The 22,615-nt window shown below is 63.8% G+C and carries 20 protein-coding genes; 7 read left to right on the top strand and 13 right to left on the bottom strand.

All coding sequences use genetic code 11. From position 1 onward, the window contains the following. Positions 1–171 precede the first annotated feature (171 nt). Positions 172–693: a DUF4142 domain-containing protein gene (locus QIW53_RS18175; protein ID WP_371051000.1), complete on the top strand. Its 522-nt coding sequence runs from the start codon at positions 172–174 to the stop codon at positions 691–693. A gap of 67 nt (positions 694–760) precedes the next feature. On the opposite strand, the gene QIW53_RS18170 is transcribed toward QIW53_RS18175, so the two are convergent. After that, positions 761–943, bottom strand: a complete 183-nt coding sequence (locus QIW53_RS18170) for a hypothetical protein (protein WP_371050999.1) — start codon at positions 941–943, stop codon at positions 761–763. Positions 944–1,189: 246 nt separating this feature from the next. Between QIW53_RS18170 and QIW53_RS18165 the strand changes: the two genes are divergently transcribed. Genes QIW53_RS18165 through QIW53_RS18140 form a run of 6 tightly spaced genes read left to right on the top strand, consistent with a single transcriptional unit; the run spans position 1,190 to position 6,610 of the window. Continuing rightward, the gene (locus QIW53_RS18165) at positions 1,190–2,041 is read left to right on the top strand and encodes an STAS domain-containing protein (RefSeq protein WP_371050998.1); all 852 of its coding nucleotides are present in this window, start codon (positions 1,190–1,192) and stop codon (positions 2,039–2,041) included. Positions 2,042–2,044: 3 nt separating this feature from the next. After that, a complete protein-coding gene (locus tag QIW53_RS18160; protein WP_371050997.1) occupies positions 2,045–2,407 on the top strand; it encodes an STAS domain-containing protein in 363 nt (120 codons plus the stop codon). Continuing rightward, positions 2,404–2,808 (top strand): anti-sigma regulatory factor, encoded by a 405-nt coding sequence (locus QIW53_RS18155; RefSeq protein ID WP_371050996.1) that lies wholly within the window; start codon positions 2,404–2,406, stop codon positions 2,806–2,808. The genes QIW53_RS18160 and QIW53_RS18155 overlap by 4 nt, the downstream gene beginning before the upstream one ends. Further along, positions 2,805–3,809, top strand: a complete 1,005-nt coding sequence (locus QIW53_RS18150; protein WP_371051100.1) for an ATP-binding protein — start codon at positions 2,805–2,807, stop codon at positions 3,807–3,809. The genes QIW53_RS18155 and QIW53_RS18150 overlap by 4 nt, the downstream gene beginning before the upstream one ends. After that, the gene (locus QIW53_RS18145) at positions 3,802–4,677 is read left to right on the top strand and encodes a sensor histidine kinase (RefSeq protein WP_371050994.1); all 876 of its coding nucleotides are present in this window, start codon (positions 3,802–3,804) and stop codon (positions 4,675–4,677) included. The genes QIW53_RS18150 and QIW53_RS18145 overlap by 8 nt, the downstream gene beginning before the upstream one ends. Then, positions 4,667–6,610 carry a response regulator gene (locus QIW53_RS18140; protein WP_371050993.1) on the top strand — a complete coding sequence of 648 codons (1,944 nt, stop codon included), beginning with the start codon at positions 4,667–4,669 and terminating at the stop codon, positions 6,608–6,610. The genes QIW53_RS18145 and QIW53_RS18140 overlap by 11 nt, the downstream gene beginning before the upstream one ends. Positions 6,611–6,701: 91 nt before the next feature. On the opposite strand, the gene QIW53_RS18135 is transcribed toward QIW53_RS18140, so the two are convergent. The 12 genes from QIW53_RS18135 to QIW53_RS18080 all read right to left on the bottom strand — a co-directional run bounded on the left by QIW53_RS18135 (position 6,702) and on the right by QIW53_RS18080 (position 22,605). Then, positions 6,702–9,332: an excinuclease ABC subunit A gene (locus tag QIW53_RS18135; RefSeq protein WP_371050992.1), complete on the bottom strand. Its 2,631-nt coding sequence runs from the start codon at positions 9,330–9,332 to the stop codon at positions 6,702–6,704. Positions 9,333–9,394: 62 nt separating this feature from the next. After that, complete coding sequence (locus QIW53_RS18130; protein WP_371050991.1) at positions 9,395–11,506, bottom strand: hybrid sensor histidine kinase/response regulator; 2,112 nt, start codon at positions 11,504–11,506, stop codon at positions 9,395–9,397. Positions 11,507–11,747: 241 nt separating this feature from the next. After that, positions 11,748–14,846, bottom strand: a complete 3,099-nt coding sequence (locus QIW53_RS18125; protein ID WP_371050989.1) for an error-prone DNA polymerase — start codon at positions 14,844–14,846, stop codon at positions 11,748–11,750. Further along, on the bottom strand, positions 14,822–16,237 hold the full coding sequence (locus QIW53_RS18120; protein WP_371050988.1) for a Y-family DNA polymerase: 1,416 nt from the start codon (positions 16,235–16,237) through the stop codon (positions 14,822–14,824). The genes QIW53_RS18125 and QIW53_RS18120 overlap by 25 nt, the downstream gene beginning before the upstream one ends. Positions 16,238–16,244: 7 nt before the next feature. Continuing rightward, positions 16,245–16,862, bottom strand: coding sequence for a translesion DNA synthesis-associated protein ImuA (imuA, locus tag QIW53_RS18115; protein ID WP_371050986.1), 618 nt, complete (start codon positions 16,860–16,862; stop codon positions 16,245–16,247). Beyond that, positions 16,862–17,479, bottom strand: a complete 618-nt coding sequence (lexA, locus tag QIW53_RS18110; RefSeq protein ID WP_371050985.1) for a transcriptional repressor LexA — start codon at positions 17,477–17,479, stop codon at positions 16,862–16,864. The genes imuA and lexA overlap by 1 nt, the downstream gene beginning before the upstream one ends. A gap of 197 nt (positions 17,480–17,676) precedes the next feature. Beyond that, entirely contained in the window at positions 17,677–17,964 is a 288-nt protein-coding gene (locus QIW53_RS18105) for a DUF971 domain-containing protein (RefSeq protein ID WP_371050983.1), read from the bottom strand. Then, positions 17,961–18,923 (bottom strand): HEAT repeat domain-containing protein, encoded by a 963-nt coding sequence (locus tag QIW53_RS18100; RefSeq protein ID WP_371050982.1) that lies wholly within the window; start codon positions 18,921–18,923, stop codon positions 17,961–17,963. Before QIW53_RS18100 ends, QIW53_RS18105 begins: the two co-directional genes overlap by 4 nt. After that, complete coding sequence (locus QIW53_RS18095; RefSeq protein WP_371050981.1) at positions 18,920–19,768, bottom strand: ABC transporter ATP-binding protein; 849 nt, start codon at positions 19,766–19,768, stop codon at positions 18,920–18,922. The genes QIW53_RS18100 and QIW53_RS18095 overlap by 4 nt, the downstream gene beginning before the upstream one ends. Next, entirely contained in the window at positions 19,768–20,568 is an 801-nt protein-coding gene (locus QIW53_RS18090; RefSeq protein ID WP_371050980.1) for an ABC transporter permease, read from the bottom strand. The genes QIW53_RS18095 and QIW53_RS18090 overlap by 1 nt, the downstream gene beginning before the upstream one ends. Before the next feature lie 139 nt (positions 20,569–20,707). Next, complete coding sequence (locus QIW53_RS18085; RefSeq protein WP_371050979.1) at positions 20,708–22,126, bottom strand: ABC transporter substrate-binding protein; 1,419 nt, start codon at positions 22,124–22,126, stop codon at positions 20,708–20,710. Positions 22,127–22,359: 233 nt separating this feature from the next. Further along, on the bottom strand, positions 22,360–22,605 hold the full coding sequence (locus QIW53_RS18080) for a 4Fe-4S dicluster domain-containing protein (RefSeq protein ID WP_007946457.1): 246 nt from the start codon (positions 22,603–22,605) through the stop codon (positions 22,360–22,362). Positions 22,606–22,615: the final 10 nt, after the last annotated feature.

The raw sequence follows: 22,615 nt of genomic DNA, 5'->3' as shown, positions 1-22,615 counted from the left end.
CGCTCGCCAACCATCAGAATGGCCTCGGTCGACGTATTCTGTCGACCGCCTATCAGACCAGCGGTGGCCGTTCGTCGCCCTTTTTCAAACCCGAGTAAACCTTTGACCGCTCGTCAGCCTCCACTGATCAACGATCATCTGATCGCATAAAACCAGCGTGGAGAATGACCCATGAAAGGATTTACCTTGCGCCACCTCGCCCTGGCCGTTGCCCTGAGTAGCAGCATGGGCGCGGCACTCGCCGCCACTTCCAATGATTTCGTCGACAATGCAGCCGCAGGCGGCATCGCCGAAATCGAAACCAGCCGCCTTGCCCTGGAAAAAAGCCAGTCAGCCGACATCAAGGCCTTCGCCAACATGATGATCACCGATCACGGCAAGGCGAACGACGAGCTGGCGACCATCGCCAAGAAGAACGACATCGAAGTGCCGGACACCACCACGCTGGTGAAACAGGCCAAGGAAAAGATCCTCGACATGCGTGACGAGTCGTTCGACGCCGCCTATGCCAACAATCAGGTCAAGGCTCACGAAGAAACGATCGAGCTGTTCAAGAAGGAAGCCAACTCCGTCACCGACGACAAAGTCAAGGGCGCAACCGAGCTCAAAGGTTTTGCGCAGAAAATGTTGCCGGCGCTGGAGAAACACCTGGAGATGGCGAAGAAACTGCAGGCTGCCCGCCCAAGCAAGTAATTCGCCCATCGCCCATCAAAAAGGCCGCACTCCTGGAATGCGGCCTTTTTATTTACCTGATCAACCGCTAGCCACCATCGGTATCGATATCGGCATCCGTGTCGTCACCCGACTGTGGCCGGTCGGGGTCCGGCTTGAAGCCGGGGCTGAACTCGTTGTCGTTATCGGTGTGATGGTTCTTCTGGTCGACGGACTCGTCGGCGCTCTCGGGTTCGGCAGTCTGCCCCTGATCTTGCGTCTGCTCTTTCATACTGGCCTCGCTGGTCACTGCCATTGGGTGGCAGCCATGTTATTTCGAAGCTCTTGCCCGGCCGGGGTTCCCACCAATGGGCAAATGAAATCAAAAGAGCGCAACTTCGCGCAGCGCCAACTAGAGTCGTGGTGCATCGGAATAAAAAATCTTCTTGACGAACAACTATTTGAACACGCAAATGTCATTCATCTGCGCCGGTCATCATTTGGGGAATCGGCGCGACCTCACGAGGAGTCACCGCACATGGCAGCACTGCAGACCAGCACACTCGAAGCAATCCAGAACAACCAGGCCCAGTTGCTGGTCGACTGGTATGCCGGCCTTGACGCCAGCGGTGCCACGCGCAACCTCAAGGAACACGAGATCAAGCAGGAAACCTCGCAATTTCTGCAATTGATCATCAACGGTCTGAAAGATGGCGCCGACCGGAACCTGAGCACGGCTGCCTGGGACGACATCCGCCTGTTCCTCGAGAAGCTCTCCCGCAGCCGCGCCCTGCTCGGTCGGGACTCCCAGCAAACCGCCAGCTTCATCTTCGCCTTGAAGGGCCCGCTGTTCGCCGCCCTGCAGAATCACTACCAGGACAACCCGGCCCTGCTCGCCGAGCAACTGCTGGAAATTTCCGAACTGCTCGACAACCTGGGTCTGCACACCATCCGCACCTTCCAGAAATCCCGTGAAGAGGTGATCAAGCGCCAGCAGGAAGAGCTGCTGGAACTCTCGACCCCAGTGGTCAAGCTGTGGGACGGCGTCCTCGCGTTGCCAATGATCGGCACCCTCGACTCCCAACGCACCCAGGTGGTGATGGAGTCGCTGTTGCAGCGTATCGTCGACACCGGCTCGGAAATCGCCATCATCGACATCACCGGCGTGCCGACCGTGGACACCCTGGTGGCGCAGCACCTGCTCAAGACCGTGACCGCCATTCGCCTGATGGGCGCCGATTGCATCATCAGCGGCGTGCGTCCGCAGATCGCCCAGACCATCGTGCACCTGGGCCTGGACCTGCAAGGCGTGGTCACCAAGGCGAACCTCGCCGATGCCTTGAAACTGGCGCTGACCCGTCTGGGCGTCACCATCGGCAAGTCGGTGTAACCGATGGAACGCATTCCGATTTTGCAAATGGGCGATTTCCTGCTGGTGACCATCCAGGTCGACATGCATGACCAACTCGCCCTGACCCTGCAGGACGATCTCTCCGAGCGCATCAGCCGCACCTCGGCGCGCGGCGTGTTGATCGACATCTCGGCGCTGGACATGGTCGATTCGTTCATCGGCCGGATGATCGGCACGATCTCCGGGCTGTCGAAGATCATGGACGCCGAAACCGTGCTGGTGGGCATGCAGCCTGCCGTTGCGATCACCCTGGTGGAACTGGGCCTGACCCTGCCCGGGGTCAGCACTGCCCTGAATGTCGAGCGCGGCATGAAACTGCTGCAGGCACGGGTACGCGAGCAATGACCGTACGCAGCAGCGGCTCCCATCCGATTCACATCGAACAGGACGTGGTGCTCGCCCGGCAACTGGCGCGCAAGCTGGCCACCGAATGCGGCATGCGTCTGATCGACATGACCAAGATGGTCACGGCTGTCAGCGAGCTCGCACGCAATACCATGGTGTATGGCGGTGGCGGCGACATGGACTGGCAGATCCTCGATGAGAACACGCGCACCGGTCTGCGCCTGGTGTTCCGCGACGAAGGGCCCGGCATCCCTGACCTCAAGCTGGCCATGACCGACGGCTGGACGTCCGGTACAGGCATGGGACTGGGCCTGACGGGCGCCAAGCGCCTGGTGGAAGAGTTCGAGCTCGAGACCGAGCCCGGTAAAGGTACGCGGATAACGATCACCCGATGGACATGAACATTGGCGGGTCGATGACCCAGGTGCTGCTGATCGAAGACACCAGCCAGGTCGGTCACGCACGGCGCATCGCTCAACAGCTCGCGCAACACCATGGCTTCGATGAAACAGACGCCGGACGCGTGGCGCTGGTGACTACCGAGCTCGCCAGCAACATTCTCAAGCACGCCTCACACGGCGAACTGCACCTGAGGGTGTTGCCACGCGCTACGGGCGCTGGAATCGAAATACTCGCCATCGACCGCGCCCAAGGGTTTGACCTGCAAGCCTGCCTGGCCGACGGTTTTTCCACACGCGGCACGCAAGGCATTGGCCTGGGCGCGGTGTCGCGACAGGCCGAAGTCTTCGATGTGCATGCCGATGCCCGGGGCACCGTACTGCTGGCGAGGTTTTACCCACGCAGCGACAAGGCGCCGGATCGACGGATCGGTGTCAGTCAACACTCGCTGGGCAACGACCCGGCCTGCGGTGATGTCTGGCATCTGGCGTTCGACGGGCCACGCATCAGTGCGTTGGTGATCGACGGACTGGGGCATGGCGAAGAAGCCGAGCGCGCTGCCCGCGCCGGTGAAAAAGCTTTCGCCCAGGCGCCGCTCGCGTCGCCGGTGCTGTTGCTCGAAGACATGCACATCGCCATGACCGGCACGCGTGGCGGCGCAGTGGCCATCGCCCAGTTCGATGGCGACGCGCTGCGCTTCGTCGGTATCGGCAACATCGGTGCCTCTATCATTGGCCCGGATAAATCCCGTGGCCTGGCGTCCCTTCCCGGTATCGTCGGTGGGCAATACCGCAAAGCCCAACCCTTTGACTACGCTCAAGTGAATGGACACCTGTTGATCATGTACAGCGACGGCCTGCAATCGCGGTGGAACCTTCAGGATTATCCCGGCCTGGTGCACCGCCATCCCGCCGTGATCGCCGCCGTCCTGCACCGCGACTTCTGTCGCGGTCGAGACGACGTCACGGTACTGGTCATTGCTCTGGAGGCGGCCCATGGCTGATACCACCCCGAGTCAGATCGACGAAACCGCTGCGCTGGTGGCGCGCTTGCAGGGCGAGGCCGATGCGCTGCGCGAAGAACTGGACGAAACCAACCAGGGAGTCCTGGCGCTGTACGCCGAACTGGACACCCAGGCCGAGCAACTGCGTCAGGCTTCGGACCTCAAGAGTCGTTTCCTGTCGTACATGAGCCATGAGTTCCGCACGCCGCTGGGCTCGATTCTGAGCATCGCCAGTCTGCTGACCGATGAACTGGATGGGCCGCTGAGCCCGGAACAACACAAGCAGGTGGCCTTTGTCAGCAATGCCGCTCGCGAACTGAGCGACATGGTCGACGACCTGCTCGACCTGGCGAAGATCGAGGCCGGGCGCATCACCATCTCACCCGCCTGGTTCGACATGCTCGACCTGTTCTCCGCCCTGCGCGGCATGTTCCGGCCGATCGTCGACGCCAGCACCGTGGACCTGATCTTCGAAGAACCGATCGGTCTGCCAAGGCTGTACACCGATGACAAGAAGCTTGGGCAGATCCTGCGCAACTTCATCGCCAACGCGCTGAAGTTCACCACCCGTGGAGAGGTTCGCGTGTCGGCGAGCCTTGCGGGCGACGATAAAGTGCGTTTTGCCGTCACCGACACAGGAATAGGTATTGCGCCAGAGCTACATGGCGCATTGTTCGAAGACTTTTCCCAGGTCGACTCGCCGTTGCAGAAGCGCTTGCGCGGAACCGGCCTGGGCTTGTCCCTGTGCAAACGCTTCGCAGCACTGCTGGGAGGTGAAGTCGGGGTCGAGAGTACACCGGGGGTCGGTTCGACCTTTTTCGTGATCATCCCGCTGGCGATTGCCACGGAGCCTGCCGATGAAACGTGATATCCGCCTGCTGATCGTCGACGACAACGTCGCCACGCGCTACGCCCTGCGTCGACGCCTGGAGCGGCATGACTACGTCGTGATGGAAGCGGGAACCGGCAGCGAGGGGCTGGCCCTGATCGACAGCGAAGACTTCGACGCGCTGATTCTGGATGTCAATCTCCCGGACATGAGTGGCTTCGACATCGTGCGCAAACTGCGCGCGGACGCCACCACCGCCCTGCTCCCGGTGATCCACGTGTCGGCGGCGTCGATCCAGACCGGCGACATCATCACCGGCCTGGACGCCGGCGCCGATGCCTACCTGATTCACCCGGTGGACGCCGATGTGCTGCTCGCGACCCTGCGCACGCTGCTGCGGGTGCGCGACACGGAAAATGCCTTGCGTGAGAGCGAGGCGCGATTCCGTGACATTTTCGCCAACGTGTCTGCCCCCATCGCCGTGCTCGACGCCGAGCTCAAGGTGCACGAGTGCAACCATGCGTTTGCCCGGCTGATCCAGGACAACCGGACACCGGACGCCCTGCGTGAATCCTTTGCCGATCACCAGGAAGCCATTCTCGACGAGTTGCGCATGCGCCTGAGCGTGGGCGAGCGCTGGAAAGGCACGCTGAACATGCGCGTCGAAGGTGAACTGCGGGAAACCGAGTGGCAGATTTCGCCCTACCGTACACCGGAGCTGAGCCTGGTGTTCGTCGAGGACGTGACCGAACACCGCCACCGCGAACGCTCGCACCTGGCCCGGCTGGATGATGCCACCTCGCAGCTGGAGCGTGAAATCGCCGAGCGGGCGCGCACCGAGGCGCAGTTGCTGCAAGTGCAGAAGATGGACGCACTGGGCAAGCTGACCGGGGGCATCGCCCACGACTTCAACAACTTGCTGACCGGCATCATCACCAGCCTGGAACTGATCCAGAAGCGCATGGCCGATTCGCGGCCCGAGAAGGTCCAGTTCTATGCCGAGGCGGCCCTGAGTTCGGCGATGAGCGCCGCCTCCCTGACCCACCGCCTGCTGGCATTCGCCCGTCAGCAACCGCTCAATACCCGGCCGGTGGACATCAATGACCACATCCGCTCGCTGGAAGAGCTGCTGGTGCGCACCATCGGTGAACACATCGCGCTGAGGCTTGAACTGACATCCAAGGCAGCCATTGCCCTGGTCGATCCGGCGCAACTGGAGAGTGCCGTGCTGAACCTGGTGATCAACGCCCGGGATGCCCTGCCCCAGGGCGGCAATATCTGGGTCACTACCTATGCGGCCTATTCCCATGGCGACCCGAAACTGGCGGACGGCGCCTACGTTGCGCTGGCGGTGCGCGATGACGGCACCGGCATCGAGCACAACGTGATCGACAAGGTGTTCGACCCGTTTTTTACCACCAAACCGCTGGGCCAGGGCACGGGCCTGGGGCTCTCGAGCATCTACGGCTTCGCCCGCCAGTCAGGGGGGGACGCGCACATCCGCAGCGTGGCCCGGCGCGGCACCGAAGTGACGATCATGCTGCCGGCCAGCAGTGACCCGACGACCGAGAGCGAAGAACCGCCAGTCGTCGACGCGCCAGGCTTGGGCGAGCACATCCTGATCGTCGAAGACATGGCATCGGTGCGCATGTTCGTCACCGAGGTGCTGGTGGATGCCGGTTACCGCTGCACCCAGGCCAGCGATGTCGAAGCCGCCCTGGAGCGCCTGCAGAACGACCCGTCGATCGACCTGATGCTCACCGATGTCGGGCTGCCGCGCATGAATGGACGCGAGTTGGCGGACATCGCCCGTGGCTGGCGCGACGGCTTGCCGATCCTGTTCATGACCGGTTACGCCGAAAGCGCCCTCAATCGCGAGCTGTTTCTCGGCGATGGCATGGAGATGCTCATCAAGCCGTTTCAGATCAGTGAGCTGCTGGACAAGGTTCGCCGCAGTCTGGATGGCGGCTGACAGTCAATCGCGAGCAAGCTCGCTCCCACAGTGTTTTGTGTACGCCGCATAACCTGTGGGAGCGAGCCTGCTCGCGATGAATCCAGACGTTTCAACCCAAAACCCTGGCCAGGAAAGGCGCCGTTCTGCTCTTTCTACTGCTGGCCACCTTCTGCGGCGTCCCCGCCACCACGATTTTCCCGCCCTGATCGCCCGCCCCCGGCCCGATGTCGATCACCCAGTCACTCTGCGCCACCACGCGCATTTCATGCTCCACCACAATCACCGTGTGCCCCGCCGCCACCAGCAGGTTCAACTGCTCCAGCAGCCGATCCACATCCCGAGGATGCAAGCCGGTGGTGGGCTCGTCGAGCACATAGAGCGTGGCCCCCCGTTGATTGCGCTGCAGCTCGGTGGCCAGTTTGATCCGCTGGGCTTCGCCGCCCGACAGTTCGGTCGCCGGCTGACCAAGGCGCAGATAGCCCAGGCCAATGTCGCGCAGCACTTCCAGCGAGCGCCGGATGCTGGCTTGCTCGCTGAACACATCCACGGCCTGGTCCACGGTCAACTGCAGCACCTGGGCGATGTTCAAGCCTTGCCAGGTAATGGCCAGGGTCTCGGGGTTGTAGCGCGCGCCATGGCACGTGGGACATGGCGCATAGACACTGGGCATGAACAGCAACTCGACGCTGACAAAACCTTCGCCTTCGCAGGTCGCGCAGCGTCCCTTGGCCACGTTGAAAGAGAATTGGCCGGCGTCATAACCGGCGGCCTGCGCCTCGGCAGTGGCCGCATAGAGTTTGCGCACGTTGTCGAACAAACCGGTGTAGGTCGCCAGGTTCGAGCGTGGTGTGCGGCCGATGGGTTTCTGATCGACCTGCACCAGGCGCTTGATCGATTCCAGCCCGGCGCTGACCTGGCCGCCACTGACCTGCGGCGCATCATCCTCCAGGCTCAACTCGGTCGCTTCACCCTCGCCCGCCCCACGCCCGAAGTGCGCGCCCACCAGTTCCAGCAGCGCCTGACTGACCAGGCTGGATTTACCGGAGCCCGACACGCCGGTCACGGCGGTAAAGCAGCCCAGCGGAAACTCGGCGCTGAGATTGTTCAGGTTGTTGCGGGTGATGCCCTCCAGCCGCAGCCAGTCCTTGGGCTTGCGCTGGCTGGACGTCGTACCGAGCTGTTCGGCAAACAGGTAGGCACGGGTTTGTGACTGCTCCACCTCGGCCAGGCCTTGGGGCGGCCCGCTGTACAGAATGCGGCCGCCATGCTCGCCAGCGGCCGGGCCGACATCGATCAGCCAGTCGGCGCGGCGCATGGTCTCCAGGTCGTGCTCGACCACGAACAAGGTATTGCCGGCGGCTTTCAGGCCCTGCAAGGCCTCGAACAGCGCTTCACCATCCGCCGGGTGCAGGCCCGCCGAAGGTTCATCGAGCACGTAGATCACGCCGAACAACTGCGACCCCAGTTGTGTCGCCAGGCGCAGGCGCTGCAACTCGCCAGACGACAGGGTCGGCGTGCTGCGCTCCAGCGCCAGGTAGCCAAGGCCGAGGTCGGTGAGGATGCTGACGCGTTCCAGCAGGTCCTGGGCGATGCGTTGCGCAGCCAGGCGTTTTTCCACCGACAGGTTCGGCGTGTGGCGCACGTCCGGGGCATTGGCGTGGGCGCTGGCGCCATGGGCCGCGCGATCCTGCCGGGCATCGCGCGTCTGCTCATGGGTCATGACAGCGCCGGCTTCATCGGCCTGTTCGAGGTAGCTGTGGGCGGCCACCGGCTTCAGGACCTCGGCCACTTGCAGCAATGGCATTTGCGACAACTCGCCGATGTCGTAACCGGCGAACGTCACCGACAGCGCCTCGCGCTTGAGCCGTTTGCCGGCGCATAACGGACAGGGGCTGCCGATCATGAACTGCGAGACGCGCTTCTTCATCAACGCGCTTTGCGAGTGACTGAAGGTGTGCAGGATGTAGCGCCGGGCGCCGCTGAACGTGCCCTGGTAACTCGGCTCCATCTTGCGTTTGAGGGCGACGCGAGTTTCTTCCGGGGTCAGGCCGGCGTACACCGGCACGGTCGGGGTTTCTTCGGTGAAGAGGATCCAGTCGCGCTGTTTTTTCGGTAAGTCGCGCCAGGGAATATCGACGTCATAACCCAGGGTCACCAGAATGTCGCGCAGGTTCTGGCCCTGCCACGCCATGGGCCAGGAAGCGACGGCGCGCTGGCGGATGGTCAGGCTCGGGTCAGGGACCATGAGCGCCTCGGTCACTTCATACACCCGGCCCAAACCATGACATTCAGGACACGCCCCCTGGGGCGTGTTCGGCGAAAAGTCCTCGGCGTACAGCATCGGTTGATCCGCCGGGTAACTGCCGGCGCGGGAATAGAGCATGCGGATCAGGCTGGCCAGTGTGGTGACGCTGCCCACCGAGGACCGCGTGCTGGGCGTACCGCGCTGCTGTTGCAAGGCCACTGCCGGGGGCAAGCCTTCGATGGAATCCACGTCCGGCACCCCGACCTGATCGATCAGGCGCCGCGCATAGGGGGCCACGGACTCGAAATAACGGCGCTGCGCCTCGGCATACAGGGTCGAGAACGCCAGTGACGACTTGCCCGAGCCGGACACGCCGGTAAACACCACCAGCGCATCGCGGGGGATGTCGACGTCGACGTTCTTGAGGTTGTGTTCACGGGCCCCGCGCACTCTGACCATGCCTGAGGGAGGATTGGAGGTGCGTTTGGAGGTCATTGTGCGGCCTTGATTGAATTGAAGAAAACTCTGATACCCCGCTCCCCCGTTCTCAGTTGTGTTCAGCCATTGAGCACGGTCCGGACCATCCGGGTGAGCGCTTCGGGACGGTAGGGTTTGCTCAGCAGGAAGGTTTCGGGACTCAGCTGATGGTTGCGCGAGATCATGTCACGGGTGTGGCCGGAGGTGAACAGTACCGCCACCGGCGGGTTCTGAACCTTGGCCCAGGCCGCGAGGTCGGTGCTCTTGATCAGGCCGGGCATGACCACGTCGGTGAAAATCAGCTGCACTGCCGCCCCTTCCAGCAACATCTGCATGGCGGCATCGGCGTTGGCCGCCGTGAGCACCAGGTAGCCTTCTTCGGTCAGCAACTCCACCACCGACGTCCGCACCGCTTCATTGTCCTCGACCACCAGTACCGTTTCATGGCCACCCTGGTGGTGGGCATCATGGCCGGTCTCCTCAGTGGGCAAGGTCCGCCGGCTTCGCGGGAAATACAGCTGCACCCGTGTGCCCTCGCCTTCGACACTCGACATCTCGATGTGGCCACCGCTCTGCTTGACGAAACCGAACACCATGCTCAGGCCCAGTCCCGTGCCCTTGCCATCGGCCTTGGTGGTGAAGAACGGTTCGAACGCCTGATCCAGCACCTGTCGCGACATGCCGACGCCGGTATCGGCCAGGACCACGCGCACGTAATCGCCTTCGACGATGCCTTTGCCCGCACAGAACGGCCGGTCGAGCGTGACGTTCTGGGCCTGCAGCTCGATGACCCCTTCGCCTTGCATGGCGTCACGGGCATTGATCGCCAGGTTGAGAATGGCGTTCTCCAGTTGGTTGCGGTCGACGTGAATGTACCAGGGCTCCTCAGGCAGTCGCACCTCGAGCCGAATGGTCTCGCCCAACGCCCGTTGCAGCAGTTCGCCCAGCCCTTCGAAAATCTGCCGCGGCTCGCAAACCGCTGGCGACAGCGGCTGGCGACGGGCGAACGCCAGCAGTTGCGCCGACAGTTTCGCACCGCGTTCAACCGCCGCAATCGACGCCGTGACCCGGCGCTGCACATTGGCATTGTCCGGCTCATGCCGCGCCAGCAAGTGCAGGTTGCCGGCAATCACCTGCAGCAGGTTATTGAAGTCATGGGCCACGCCGCCCGTGAGGCCACCGATGGCTTCGAGTTTCTGCGACTGGCGCAACTGCTCCTCCGCTGCCAGTCGTGCGCCGACTTCATCGGCGACGCGCTGCTCGAGGTTGCGGGTGAACTTCAGCAGGGACTCTTCGGCGGTCTTGCGCTCGTGGATATCGATCAATACACCCGGAAAGCGAAACGGCTTGCCCTGCTCATCGAACTCGCAGCCACCGCTGGCTTGCACCCACAGGTAACTGCCGTCGGCACGCCGCACCCGGTATTCGGTGTTGAAGGGTTCGCCGGTAGCCACGGATCGCTTGGCCTGCTCGTCGACCCAGGCAAAGTCATCGGGGTGAATGCGTGATTCGGCGAACGCACTCGGCAGATCGTCGAGGTTCTGGTCGGGCGCAAAGCAGAAGGTGCGGGCAAAACGTTCATCGCCGGAGAGCCGGTCAGCCTTGATGTCCCAGACGAACGAGCCGAGCAAGGCGCCGGCATTCAGCGCAAGGCGCACCCGTTCATTGTCGGCGCGATAGGCCGCCTCGGCTTCCTGGCGTCCACGTTCGGACTTCACATGCTCAGTGGTCTCGACCACGATCGCCATGACCCCGGCGGGTTTGCCTTCATCATCGGCTACCGGGCTGTAATAGAGGTCCATCCAGACGTCTTCGGGCACGCCGTCGCGCAACAGCACCAGTTCCTTGCTGCGATAGGACAAGGTGCCGCCGGCCAGGCAGGTATCGACGACATGGCGGTTGAACTCGGCGACTTCCGGCCAGCCCAGTTCCACCGGGGCCCCCAGCAGATAAGGATGGCGCCCCCCGGCGAACTCCGAGTAGGCGTCGTTGTAGATCATGTACCCCGCCCGCCCCCAGAGCATCACGATCGGCACGGGCGAGGCCAACAGCATCTGTACCGCGCTGCACAGGCTGGCGGGCCAGGTGTCGAGCGGCCCCAACTCGGTATGGCTCCAGTCGAACGCACGGATTCGCCCGGCCATTTCACCGCGCCATCCGGCACACCCGTGGCTATCGTCTAGAAAATGCATTGACTGATTTTGAGTCCTGTAATTGACACCCGTTTGTTTCGAGCATCATGCACGTCAATGGTTTCATAGCGATATAGCGGATTTATCCACGGGCAACTCCCCCCCTGTAGGAGCGAGCATGTCGAGGCGTCGAACCGTCGCGATGGTCGTTAACGATGACGCTAGCTGCCTGGACGCCCGCGGTATCCCTGCTACCATCGCGAGCATGCTCGCTTCTACAGGGGTGGGCGTGGATCAGGGATCAATGGAAATCCCGACTCCGCACACTGATCCCGTCCAGTAACGGGCTCAGGTCGCTCAGGCGGCCGGCGATCAGGTGGCGTACGTCGCCTTCCTTCTCCCAGCGGCCATCGACCTTGAGCAACTGCGAACCCACCAGAACCTTGCGCTGACGTTCGGCCAGGTCGCGCCAGACCACCACGTTGACGTTGCCGAACTCGTCTTCAAGCGTCACGAAGGTCACGCCACTGGCCGTGCCCGGTCGCTGGCGGCCGGTCACCAGCCCGGCAATGCTCACCGGACGGCCGTGCTCGACCTCCAGCAACTCCCTGGAACTGCGGCAGCGCCGGGCCCTCAACTCGCCGCGCAACAGGGCCAGCGGGTGCGGACCCAGCGTGGTGCCGAGGCTGTTGTAATCGGCCAGCAGGTTTTCGCCCACCGTGGGCTTGGGCAGCGATACCACGATCTCTTCCTGAGCGGGCAAGCCGGCGAACAACCCCAATTGCTTCTGCACCCCCGCCACTTCCCAGCGGGCTCGATGACGATCGCCCGCCAGGCCGCGCAAGGCCCCGGCATCGGCCAGTTGCTCCTGGGCGCGGCTATCGAGACGGGCCCGCTCGCCGAGGTCGGCGATGTCGATGAATGCGCCCTTGGACCTCGCGTCCTCGATACGCCGCGCATCGTCCTCGCGAAAGCCCTTGATCATGCGCAGGCCCATGCGAATCGCCGGTTGCGCACCGCTGACCGGTTCGAGGCTGCAATCCCAGTCACTGGCGCGCACGTCCACCGGGCGAATCTGCAAATGATTGCGGCGCGCGTCCTGCAGAATCTGGTCCGGGCTGTAGAAGCCCATGGGCCAGCTGTTGATCAGCGCACAGGCGAAGGCCGCCGGCTCATGGCATCGCAACCAGCAACTGGCGTAGGTCAGCAGGGCAAAACTGGCGGCGTGGGACTCGGGAAAACCGTAGCTGCCAAAGCCCTTGATCTGCTCGAAGATCTGCGCGGCAAACTCGGCGGTGTAGCCGTTTTTCTGCATGCCGGCGGCCAGGCGCTCCTTGTGCGGTTCGAGCCCGCCATGGCGTTTCCACGCGGCCATGGCGCGGCGCAGCTGATCGGCCTCGCCGGGGCTGTAGTCGGCGGCGACAATCGCGATCTGCATCACCTGCTCCTGAAACAGCGGCACACCGAGGGTTCTTTTCAACACCACTTCCAACTGCGGTGACGGATAACTCTCCGGCTCCTGCTTGTTACGCCGCCGCAGGTAGGGATGCACCATGCCCCCCTGGATCGGCCCCGGCCGGACGATCGCCACCTGGATCACCAGGTCGTAGAAGGTTTGCGGTCGGAGCCGGGGCAGCATGGACATCTGCGCCCGGGACTCGATCTGGAACACGCCAATGGTGTCGGCGCGGCTGATCATGTCGTAGGTGGGTTTGTCCTCCGGCGGGATGGTGGCCAGCGTCAGGTCCTTGTTTCGATGCCGGCGCAGCAAGTCGAAACAGCGGCGAATCGCGCTGAGCATGCCCAGCGCCAGGATGTCGACCTTGAGCAGGCCCACCGCGTCGAGGTCGTCCTTGTCCCACTGGATGATGGTGCGATCGGCCATGGCGGCGTTTTCCACCGGCACCAGGGTATCCAGCGGCTGCTCGGAAATCACGAAACCGCCAGGATGCTGCGACAGGTGCCGGGGAAAGCCGATCAACTGCGCGGTCAGGCTCAACACCCGGCGCAGCACCGGGCTCTCGGGGTCGAAACCGCCTTCGAGCAGGCGCTCCAGCGGCGGTGTCTCGTCACTCCAGTGGCCGCAGCAGTCGGCCAGGGCATTGATCTGGTCCGGCGGCAAACCCAGGGCCTTGGCCACATCGCGCACGGCACCGGCGGCGTGGTAGCTGCTGACCACTGCCGTCAACGCGGCACGCCCCCGGCCGTAACGACGAAACACGTATTGCAGCACTTCTTCGCGGCGTTCGTGCTCGAAATCAACATCGATGTCCGGCGGCTCGTTGCGTTCCTTCGACATGAAGCGCTCGAACAACAGCGTTGTCATGTCCGGGTTGATCTCGGTGATGCCCAGGGCGTAGCACACGGCCGAGTTGGCGGCCGAACCGCGACCCTGGCAGAGAATCTGCTGCTCACGGGCGAAGCGCACCACGTCGTGCACCGTGAGGAAGTAGCTTTCATAGCCGAGTTCGGCGATCAGCCTCAGTTCCTTGTTGATTTGCCTGAGCACCTTGATCGATGCACCGTTTTTCCAACGCCAGGCGATACCCTCCCGGGTCAGTTGCCGCAGCCAGCCGCTGGCGGTGAATCCCTGCGGCACCAGCTCCCTGGGATATTGATAACGCAACTGCTTCAGGTCGAAGGTGCAGCGCCGGGCCAGGTCCACCGACGCCTGCAACAACGCGGGCGGATAGAGTTCGCCCAGCAGATCGAGGCTGCGCAGGTGCCGCTCGCCATTGGGATGCAGGCGCAGCCCCGCGTCGGCCACCGGCAGGTGATGACGGATCGCGGTCATGGTGTCCTGCAAGGCGCGACGGCCACGGCAATGCATGTGCACATCGCCGCTGGCCACGGCGGGGATGTCCAGCGACCTGGCCAGTGCCAGCAACTGGCTCAACCTTCGCTGATCGTTCTGGCCGCGATGCAGTTGCACCGCCAGCCACAAGCGGTCGGCAAACACCTGCTTGAGCCAGCGGCCCGGCTGCGGGTCATCGACCTCGTCCGGCACCCACAACGCCAGCAACCCCGGCAACGGCTCGCTGAAATCCTCACGCAGTACCTGGTACTGGCCTTTCTGCGTACGCCGGCGCGCCTGGGTGATCAGCCGGCACAGGTGCTGATAGCCTTCGAGATTCTCCACCAGCAACACCAGTTTCGGACCGTCCTCAATCCGCACTTCGCTGCCGATGATCAGCGGCAATTCCACTGATTTGGCCGCTTGCCAGGCGCGGACAATCCCCGCCAGTGTGCATTCGTCAGTGATCGCCAGGGCCTGGTAGCCGTGTTTTTTCGCCCGCTGGAACAGCTCGAGGGCGCTGGACGCACCGCGCTGGAAACTGAAGTTCGACAGACAGTGCAGTTCGGCATAGTCGAGGCTCATGCGAACCAGCCCTGCAACCACAACGGTCCGTCCTCACCGACCGCCCGATAGGCCCAGCCCTGCTGCCCGGTGCGGGTCTGGATCAGATAATAATCGCGGCGCACGTCGTCGCCGTCCCACCAGCCGGACTCGATGCGTTCGGGCCCCATGAGGATGCGCGTCGAGGCTTCATGGACCGCCTGCGGCTCAGTCAGCAGCCAGCCCGGACGCTGCACACCCGGCAGGCCCGGGCAACGTTGCTTGTCGTCACGGGCCTGCCACGCGCACTCGGGCCGGTGATCGGCCTGGAAGCGCAAGCCATGCACCGCATCATCGCCCAGTCGGGCGCGCAGGCGCTCGCGCAGTTGCTCCCAGGGCAACGTCTGCTGCGGGCGCTCGTCGAACAGCTCCTGATACTGCGGCACGAAGGCCGGCAGGTCTTCGGCGCGCAGACGAAAACCACGTACCGGGGCCTCGACCTGCACCTGTTCCAGGCGCCCACGGGCCAGTTCGAAAAGCATCGCCGGATCGCGCTCGGCGCTGAGCAGCCCCACCTTGATCACGCTGTCCGGCAACCCGGCGTGCTCCAGGTGCAGGTCAAAGCGCTGCACGCCACTGTCCCGCCCGCAGAGAAACGCTGACAGGTCACTGGTCAGGCGGCGCAGCGGAAACAGCAGCGCCTGATGGGATTGCACGTCGAAGTTGAGCTCGATGCGCACATCGAAGCGGTCCGGCGGCAAGTAGAACGCCAGCGCCAGTCGCCGCCGCCCTTGCAAGGCGTCCAGATGCTTGAGCACCTGCGCCTCGAAGCGCCGGGCCAGGGTTTGCCGGGGCAACGCCTGCACCTGGTGCAAGGTTCGCAGGCCCATGCGCGACAACGCCGTGGCGACATTCGCTTCAAGACCGATGCGGTCGACGGGCAATGGCCCCAGATGATGCTGCAAGGCTTGATCGTCGCGTACCACCAGGCCGTCATGGGCGTTGGCCAGAATCCGCGCCGCCACCGGGTTGGGCGCGGCGACGATGCGATGGCGAAACCCCAGTTCGTCGAGTTCAGCGCGCAGGCGCGCTTCCAGTTGCGCCCAGTCGCCGAACAAGCCGAGGCTGGACTCGATTTCAAACACCACCGCCCGCGGGTAATGCACGCTGACCTGGGAACTGAAGCGATAGGCCCAGGCCGCCAGGAACTGTTGCCAGTGCTCGATCTCGGCGACGTCGTATTGCGCCGTGGCAAAACCTTTGCTCAATGCCTGGGCGGCGGTCATCGACTGGCCGGGGCGCAGGCCCAGGGCTCGCGCCGACGCATTGACCGCCTGCAGCACCCGACGCTGCGCCGGACCGTTCAGCAGCGCCAGCGGCTCATCAGGGTCGGAACGCTGGCGCAGTACCGCGTCCAGCGCCAATTGCGGGAAAACAATGCACACCCAACGCATGGCAACCTCAATGCCCCACGGCAAAGGCTATCGGTGCCGACCGGGCCAGCCCGCCCCGGCACTTGAGCACACGCAATTGCGCAGGCCGGGCATCGATGGCGATGCGCAGGGCCGCCGGCGACGGGTTGATCGCTTCCTGGATCGAGCGATAGGCAAACGCCAGGGTCGATCCGGTTTCCGCCGCCACCTGCAAGCGCCGCAGCGCCCGGTCATCGGCCTTGTGCGGCCAGCACAGCACCGCGCCGCAACTGCCTGAGCGCAGGCATTGTTCCGCCGCCCACAGGGCATCGCGCTCGCTGGCCTGGATGATCGACAGCTGACGCAGGTCGATCCCGGCGTTTTCCCAGGCCTGGGGATAGGGCACGAACGGCGGCGCCACCAGCACGATGCGCTCGCCCGCCGCCGACAACCGCGCCAGGGTCGGCCACACCAGTTGCAATTCGCCGATGCCCTGCCCGGCCAGGAGGATTTCGCTGAGCGCCGCTTCCGGCCAGCCACCGCTGGGCAACGCCGCATCCAGGGCGGCATGCCCGGTGGGTTGCGGGCTGACGGCAGGCGGCGCCGGCCGGCCCCTCCAGACCTGGCCGCCATTGAACAGCGTGTCCAGCGCAACGACGGCACCCATCAGCCTTGCCTCACCAGGCCGCAGAACACCCCTTCGATGGCGAGGTCCTGATCGGCTTCAACGATGATCGGCTGATAGGCCGGGTTGCGCGGCAACAGGCGCACAGCATCGCCGACCCGCTCGAAACGCTTGATGGTCACCTCGCCATCCAGGCGTGCGACGACGATCTGCCCGTTGAGTGCCTCGGGGCTGCGGTGCACGCCTACCAGGTCGCCATCGAGAATGCCGTCCTCGATCATCGAGTCGCCACGAACCCGCAGCATGTAATCGGGCGTTCTGGAGAAGATCGACGGGTCGAGCAGCAAGCGGCCATGGACATCGGCATCGGCACCAATCGGTGCACCGGCAGCCACCCGGCCCAGCACCGGAATGTCCAGCAATTCGGGACGCGCTGGCTGGCCGAGCAGGCGAATGCCCCGGGCCTGATGCGGGTTGACCTCGATAAAACCGGCTTCGGTCAACGCCAGCACATGCTTGCGCGCCACGCTGCGCGAGGCAAAACCAAAGGCCTCGCTGATTTCAGCAAGGCTCGGGGATTGACCGTGCTCGGCGATGCGCTCGCGGATAAAGGTCAGGATGGCGGTACGGCGGGGAGTCAGATTGGTCATGGAGTACATTTGTACTCTTCTGGGAAATTTCTGACAAGGATTTACAGACAAGCTGTAGGAACAGACCCCACGAACGCCCTGCCCCTGTAGGAGCGAGCATGCTCGCGATGGAGGCATAGGCACCGCAGGGCTTCAGACAGTCCACGTCATCGTTGACGACCATCGCGACGGTTCGACGCCTCGACATGCTCGCTCCTACAGGGGCATCAAGGCGCTGATGGGGTCATGTTTTCCAGGTAACTCCAGGGGTAGATACCGCGCTCATGGCCGTCGCTGAAAACCAGTTGCAGGCCATAACCCTGGGCATTGAGTTCAACCACGCGGATACGCGGATCGACTTTTACCCTGAGCCCCTGCAACCGAAACGCCCGGCATTGCGAGCACGGGCATTGGCGGCGCAGATCGGCGTGGGCCAACAGTTGCTCACGCCCGTCCGGCCAGTTCAGGCGCAGTTGCTGCTGGCTGCGCGAGTTGCCGATCGCCAGCGGGTTCATTGCAACTGACTCAAGGCGATGCGCACAGCCTTGCGCACTTCCGGGTCGCCGTCGTCCTGTGCGGCGAGCAAGGCGGCGATCGCGCCTTTTTCATTGAGCTCACCCAAGGCCAGCGCGGCTTCCTTGCGCAGGTTGCTGATGCGATGGCCAAGGGTTTCGATCAGCGCGTCCAGCGCCGGGGCGTAGCGCAAGCGGCCGAGGCTGCGGGTGGCGCGCAGGCGCACTTGCCAGTAATCGTCGGCCAAGGCTTCGATCAAGGCCGGACCGGCATCGCTGTGACCGACCTTGCCCAGGGTGGTTGCCGCTTCCTCGCGCACTTGCCAGGCCTGATCCTGCAAGGCCTGACCCAGCGCCGGCAGCACCTGGGCATCAGACGCCAGCCCCAGCGCTCCGGTGGCGGCACGACGCACTTCAGTGTCCGGATCATCGCTGGCCAGTCGCGCCAGCGCAGGCAGTGCATCGAGCTGCTTGAGCCAGCCGAGGACACCCACCGCTTCACGCCGGACATTGGCGTCGGCATCGCGCAACGCCAGCAACGCTGCCGGCGCCGCCTCGGCAAAGCGCAATTCGCGCAGGGCGCGGAACGTGGCAATGCGCACGCTGGTATCGGCATGCCCTGTCCACGGCAGGATCACCCGCCCCGCCGCCTCACTCTTGAGCAGGCTCAAGCTCTGCGCAGCAGCGGCCTGCACCGCCAGCGCAGGATCGGTCAGGGCCTGGCACAACGCCGCGACCACCGGCTCATCCTCCCAGGCTTCCAGCAAACGCGCCGCTTCGGCGCGGACCTCTTCGCTCGGGTCTGCGGCCAGTCGATCGACCAGCCACAGCAAGCCATCCGGCTCTTCGAGGTCGGCCAGCTCGATCAGGGCAATGCGCCGCACACCGGGGTCTTCATCGGTCAGACGCGGTTGCAGGGCGAGGATGTCGTCGTTTTCGGTTACATCGAATAGGGAGGTCATAGGGCAAATCGCGGCAGTTTATTTTCAATGGGAAGTCCGAGAGGGTTCAGGCGCGGTAACTGCCGGCCCTCCTGGTGGTGCAGCAGCTCGAGGCAGTGGCGCTTCAAGTGGGAAAATTCGTGACTGGTCACCAGCTCGGTGGTACGCGGCCGGGGGAAATCCAGGCGCAGGTCCTCGATGATCCGGCCAGGGCGCGAACTCATCACCAGCAGACGGTCGGCCAGGAACAGCGCCTCGTCGATGTCATGGGTGACGAAAACCACGGTGGTGCGAATCCGCGTCCAGATATCCAGCAGCAACGCCTGCATGTTCAACCGGGTCAGGGCGTCGAGAGCACCAAAGGGCTCGTCCATCAGCAGCAGGCGCGGCCGGTTGATCAGCACCCGGGCGATTTCCACCCGTTGCTGCATCCCGCCGGACAGCTGATCCGGCCAGCGCTCGGCGAAGCCTTCAAGGCCGACCAGTTCGAGGATTTCATCGGCCGCCCGGTGTCGCTCGGCTTTGCCGATGCCGCGCATCTTCAGGCCGAACGCCACGTTGTCGCGCACCGTGCGCCAGGGGAACAAGGTGTGCTGCTGGAACACCATGCCGCGCTGCGGCGAAGGGCTCGACACCTCGGCACCATCGACCTTGAGGCTGCCGGCGCGGGGTTGCAGGTGGCCGGCCAACGCGCCGAGCAAGGTGGATTTGCCGCAGCCGGACGGCCCGAGGATGCACACGAACTGCCCCGGGTCGATCTGGCAGTCAAGACTCTGCAGCGCTTCGAACGCTGCCGGGCCTTCGCCCAGACTGATCGACAGGCCGCGAATGTCGATACGCCCTTCAGGCTGTTGAAAAATACTCATCAGGCTTTTCCTCGTGGTCGATGCCATGGCGTGAACAGCCCGCCCAGGCGTTTGATCAGCAGGCTGCTGCCCATGCCGAGTACGCCGATCAGCAACATGCCGACCACGATGTCGGGGTAGTTCTGAATGGTGTAGGACTCCCAGGTGTAATACCCGATGCCGAACTGGCCGGAGATCATCTCCGCCGTGACCAGGCAGAACCACGACGTGCCCATGCCGATGGCCAGCCCGGTGATGATGCTCGGCGCAGCGCCCGGCAGAATCACCTCCAGCAGCATCGCCCGACGCCCTGCCCCGAGGCTTTTGGCCGACGCGATCAGGCGTGGGTCGACGCCTTCGACGCCGTGCACGGTGTTGAGCAGGATCGGGAACAAGGCGCCGGTGAACGTGATGAACACCATCGACAGCTCCGAGGAGGGAAACATCAGGATCGCCAGCGGAATCCAGGCCACGGCGGGAATCGGGCGCAGCACTTCCAGCGGTGGCAGCAACAGGTCCTCGGCCCATGTCGAACGGCCGATGGCCAGGCCCAGGCCAATGCCGATGACCATCGCCGCGAGGTAACCGGCGAACACCCGGCTGAGGCTGCTGCCCAGGTGCTGGATGAGTTTGCCCGAGTCGCCCAGGCCCAGCGCAGCTTCGATGACCGACCAGGGCGTGGGCACATTGGCGAAGGTGACCAAGCCGAGGTTCCAGTGGTGACTGGCGGCGAGCTGCCAGAACAGCAGGCACAGCAGCAGTGATGTGGCTCGGGGGAGCCAGCGTTTGAGTGATCGGTGCACAGTTCTTCCTCTCAACATGTGCTTCCTGTAGGAGCGAGCATGCTCGCGAGGGTCGTCAACGATAAAGTTGGCATCCTGAATGCCCGCGTTGTCTGGGCATTCATCGTCGGAACGCCGCCCGGAGCATGCTCGCTCCTACAGAGGGCATCGTTTGGCGTTAACGAACAGCGACGGCCTGAGTGGTCGCATCCGTGAAATCAAACACCTTGCCGCCCTGGGCCGTGGCGTACTGCTGGGCCTGGCCCTTGAGCAGGAAGGCGCTCAAGCGGCCCTTGGCGTCACTGGCAAACCAGGCCTGATCCGCCAGCAGCTTGATTCCGCTGTCGCTGGCCTGGGCATACACCGCACGGATGTTCCTGCCTTCCTGCTTGAGGCTGGCCAAGGCGTTGAACGCCGATTCCGCCGAGGCGTACTGACGGACTTTCGGCTCGCCACGCACCCAGATCTCGGCCACGTGCTTGAAGTCGGTGATGGGTTTTCCGCTCGTGGCATCCACTGCCTTGAGCGGGGTCTGGGCGTAGTTGGCCAGTTGCGCGGTGTAATCGAGGTTCGAAGCCTTGAACGCGGCACGGATGTATTGGTCGTCGATGAAGGTATTGAGGTCCAGGCCACGGTCAGCCTTCTTCAACAGTTTCAGGGTGTCGATGGCGGTGCCGACGGCCTGGCGGTATTCCGGCTTCCAGCTCAGGTCGCGGGTCTGCACGCCCAGCGGACCGTGGAACAGGTAGTTGACCTCGGCATCGACGCCGGTGACCTTGGCGATCAGCTCGCTGTATTTCTCCGGCTCATCGGCCAGCAACTGGTTGGCTTCGATGCTGGCGCGCAGGTAGGCGACGACGATTTCCGGGTACTTTTTCGCGTACGCCTGATCCACCAGCGCGCCATGGAACGTCGGCGCGTTGGCCTGGGAGCCGTCGAAGATCTTGCGGGCAAAACCACGGCTGGTGAACAGCTCGGCGAAGGGCACAAAATCGGCGTGGGCATCGATCTTGCCGGCCTGCAGGGCGGACCCGGCAACTTCCGGCGCCTGGGCGATGATGTTCACGTCCTTGAGCGGGTCCCAGCCCTGGTCGGCCACGGCGCGCAACAACATGCCGTGGGCCGTCGAGGCGAACGGCACGGAAATGGTCTTGCCCTTCAACTCGGCCAGGGACTGCACGCTCGAAGCGCCCGGCACCACGATACCGTTGCCACTGCCCTTGATGCTGCCCGACAGCACGTTGATGAACAGGCTGTGCTTGCCCGCCGTCTCGAAGGCGACGCCATTGAAGGAGCCGGGGAAGTCGGCCATGGCGCCAAAGTCGAGTTTGCCGGCGACCATCTCGTTGGTCAGCGGCGCACCACTGGTGAAGTTCTTCCACACCACATCGTACGTGGCGTCCTTGTACTTGCCGTCATGGGGCAGGTATTTGTCCAGCAGGCCGAGTTCGCGAATCAACAGGCCGCCGGCGGCGCAGTTGATCGTGGTGTCCTGGGTGCCGATGGCAATGCGGATGGTTTCGGCCGAAGCCGACAGGGTGAACGAAGCCAGTACCAGACCGGCGAATGCTGCACGCAGCGGCGTTGAAAAAGCCATGGTGAATCCCCTCGAATCATTTATAGGATGTTCGTCTCCGCCACGATCAGGGCGTGGTGGGAAACGAGGGGTGTTGTGAATCAGGCGTCCGGGGGTGGCCGGGTAGCTTTTTTGTTGTTTGTGGGGCCTCATCGCGGGCAAGCCCGCTCCCACAGGTTTCTCGGGTGTCTGCAAAAAACGGTTCGCCACAAATCCTTGTGGGAGCTGGCTTGCCAGCGATTAGGCCAGATCAGTCAGCGCAAAAGGTATGGAATCTCCACCTTCACCGCCCCCGTCGGGCAGTCCTTTTCACACGGCATGCAATACCAGCACTCATCGAAGGCCATGTAGGCTTTCTGGGTGGCCGGGTTGATCGCCAGCAGATCCATCGGGCAGACGTCGACGCACACCGTGCAGCCCTTGTGGGCGATGCACAGGTCTTCATCGACCGTCACCGGCGCGTTGGAGCGAAAGAAGATTTCCTGGGGTTGATAGGCCATTTCACGGTCT

The organism is Pseudomonas fluorescens (assembly GCF_041354075.1).
In the GTDB taxonomy this organism is placed as follows: domain Bacteria; phylum Pseudomonadota; class Gammaproteobacteria; order Pseudomonadales; family Pseudomonadaceae; genus Aquipseudomonas; species Aquipseudomonas fluorescens_CE.
This window is presented reverse-complemented; position numbering and strand designations above follow the sequence as displayed.

What these genes read in the sequence shown, in the direction of transcription:
- QIW53_RS18175 (WP_371051000.1), top strand. Translation starts at nt 172, where the DNA reads ATGAAAGGATTTACCTTGCGCCACCTCGCCCTGGCCGTTGCCCTGAGT.
- QIW53_RS18170 (WP_371050999.1), bottom strand. Translation starts at nt 943, where the DNA reads ATGAAAGAGCAGACGCAAGATCAGGGGCAGACTGCCGAACCCGAGAGC.
- QIW53_RS18165 (WP_371050998.1), top strand. Translation starts at nt 1,190, where the DNA reads ATGGCAGCACTGCAGACCAGCACACTCGAAGCAATCCAGAACAACCAG.
- QIW53_RS18160 (WP_371050997.1), top strand. Translation starts at nt 2,045, where the DNA reads ATGGAACGCATTCCGATTTTGCAAATGGGCGATTTCCTGCTGGTGACC.
- QIW53_RS18155 (WP_371050996.1), top strand. Translation starts at nt 2,404, where the DNA reads ATGACCGTACGCAGCAGCGGCTCCCATCCGATTCACATCGAACAGGAC.
- QIW53_RS18150 (WP_371051100.1), top strand. Translation starts at nt 2,805, where the DNA reads ATGAACATTGGCGGGTCGATGACCCAGGTGCTGCTGATCGAAGACACC.
- QIW53_RS18145 (WP_371050994.1), top strand. Translation starts at nt 3,802, where the DNA reads ATGGCTGATACCACCCCGAGTCAGATCGACGAAACCGCTGCGCTGGTG.
- QIW53_RS18140 (WP_371050993.1), top strand. Translation starts at nt 4,667, where the DNA reads ATGAAACGTGATATCCGCCTGCTGATCGTCGACGACAACGTCGCCACG.
- QIW53_RS18135 (WP_371050992.1), bottom strand. Translation starts at nt 9,332, where the DNA reads ATGACCTCCAAACGCACCTCCAATCCTCCCTCAGGCATGGTCAGAGTG.
- QIW53_RS18130 (WP_371050991.1), bottom strand. Translation starts at nt 11,506, where the DNA reads ATGCATTTTCTAGACGATAGCCACGGGTGTGCCGGATGGCGCGGTGAA.
- QIW53_RS18120 (WP_371050988.1), bottom strand. Translation starts at nt 16,237, where the DNA reads ATGCGTTGGGTGTGCATTGTTTTCCCGCAATTGGCGCTGGACGCGGTA.
- imuA (WP_371050986.1), bottom strand. Translation starts at nt 16,862, where the DNA reads ATGGGTGCCGTCGTTGCGCTGGACACGCTGTTCAATGGCGGCCAGGTC.
- lexA (WP_371050985.1), bottom strand. Translation starts at nt 17,479, where the DNA reads ATGTACTCCATGACCAATCTGACTCCCCGCCGTACCGCCATCCTGACC.
- QIW53_RS18105 (WP_371050983.1), bottom strand. Translation starts at nt 17,964, where the DNA reads ATGAACCCGCTGGCGATCGGCAACTCGCGCAGCCAGCAGCAACTGCGC.
- QIW53_RS18100 (WP_371050982.1), bottom strand. Translation starts at nt 18,923, where the DNA reads ATGACCTCCCTATTCGATGTAACCGAAAACGACGACATCCTCGCCCTG.
- QIW53_RS18095 (WP_371050981.1), bottom strand. Translation starts at nt 19,768, where the DNA reads ATGAGTATTTTTCAACAGCCTGAAGGGCGTATCGACATTCGCGGCCTG.
- QIW53_RS18090 (WP_371050980.1), bottom strand. Translation starts at nt 20,568, where the DNA reads ATGTTGAGAGGAAGAACTGTGCACCGATCACTCAAACGCTGGCTCCCC.
- QIW53_RS18085 (WP_371050979.1), bottom strand. Translation starts at nt 22,126, where the DNA reads ATGGCTTTTTCAACGCCGCTGCGTGCAGCATTCGCCGGTCTGGTACTG.
- QIW53_RS18080 (WP_007946457.1), bottom strand. Translation starts at nt 22,605, where the DNA reads ATGGCCTATCAACCCCAGGAAATCTTCTTTCGCTCCAACGCGCCGGTG.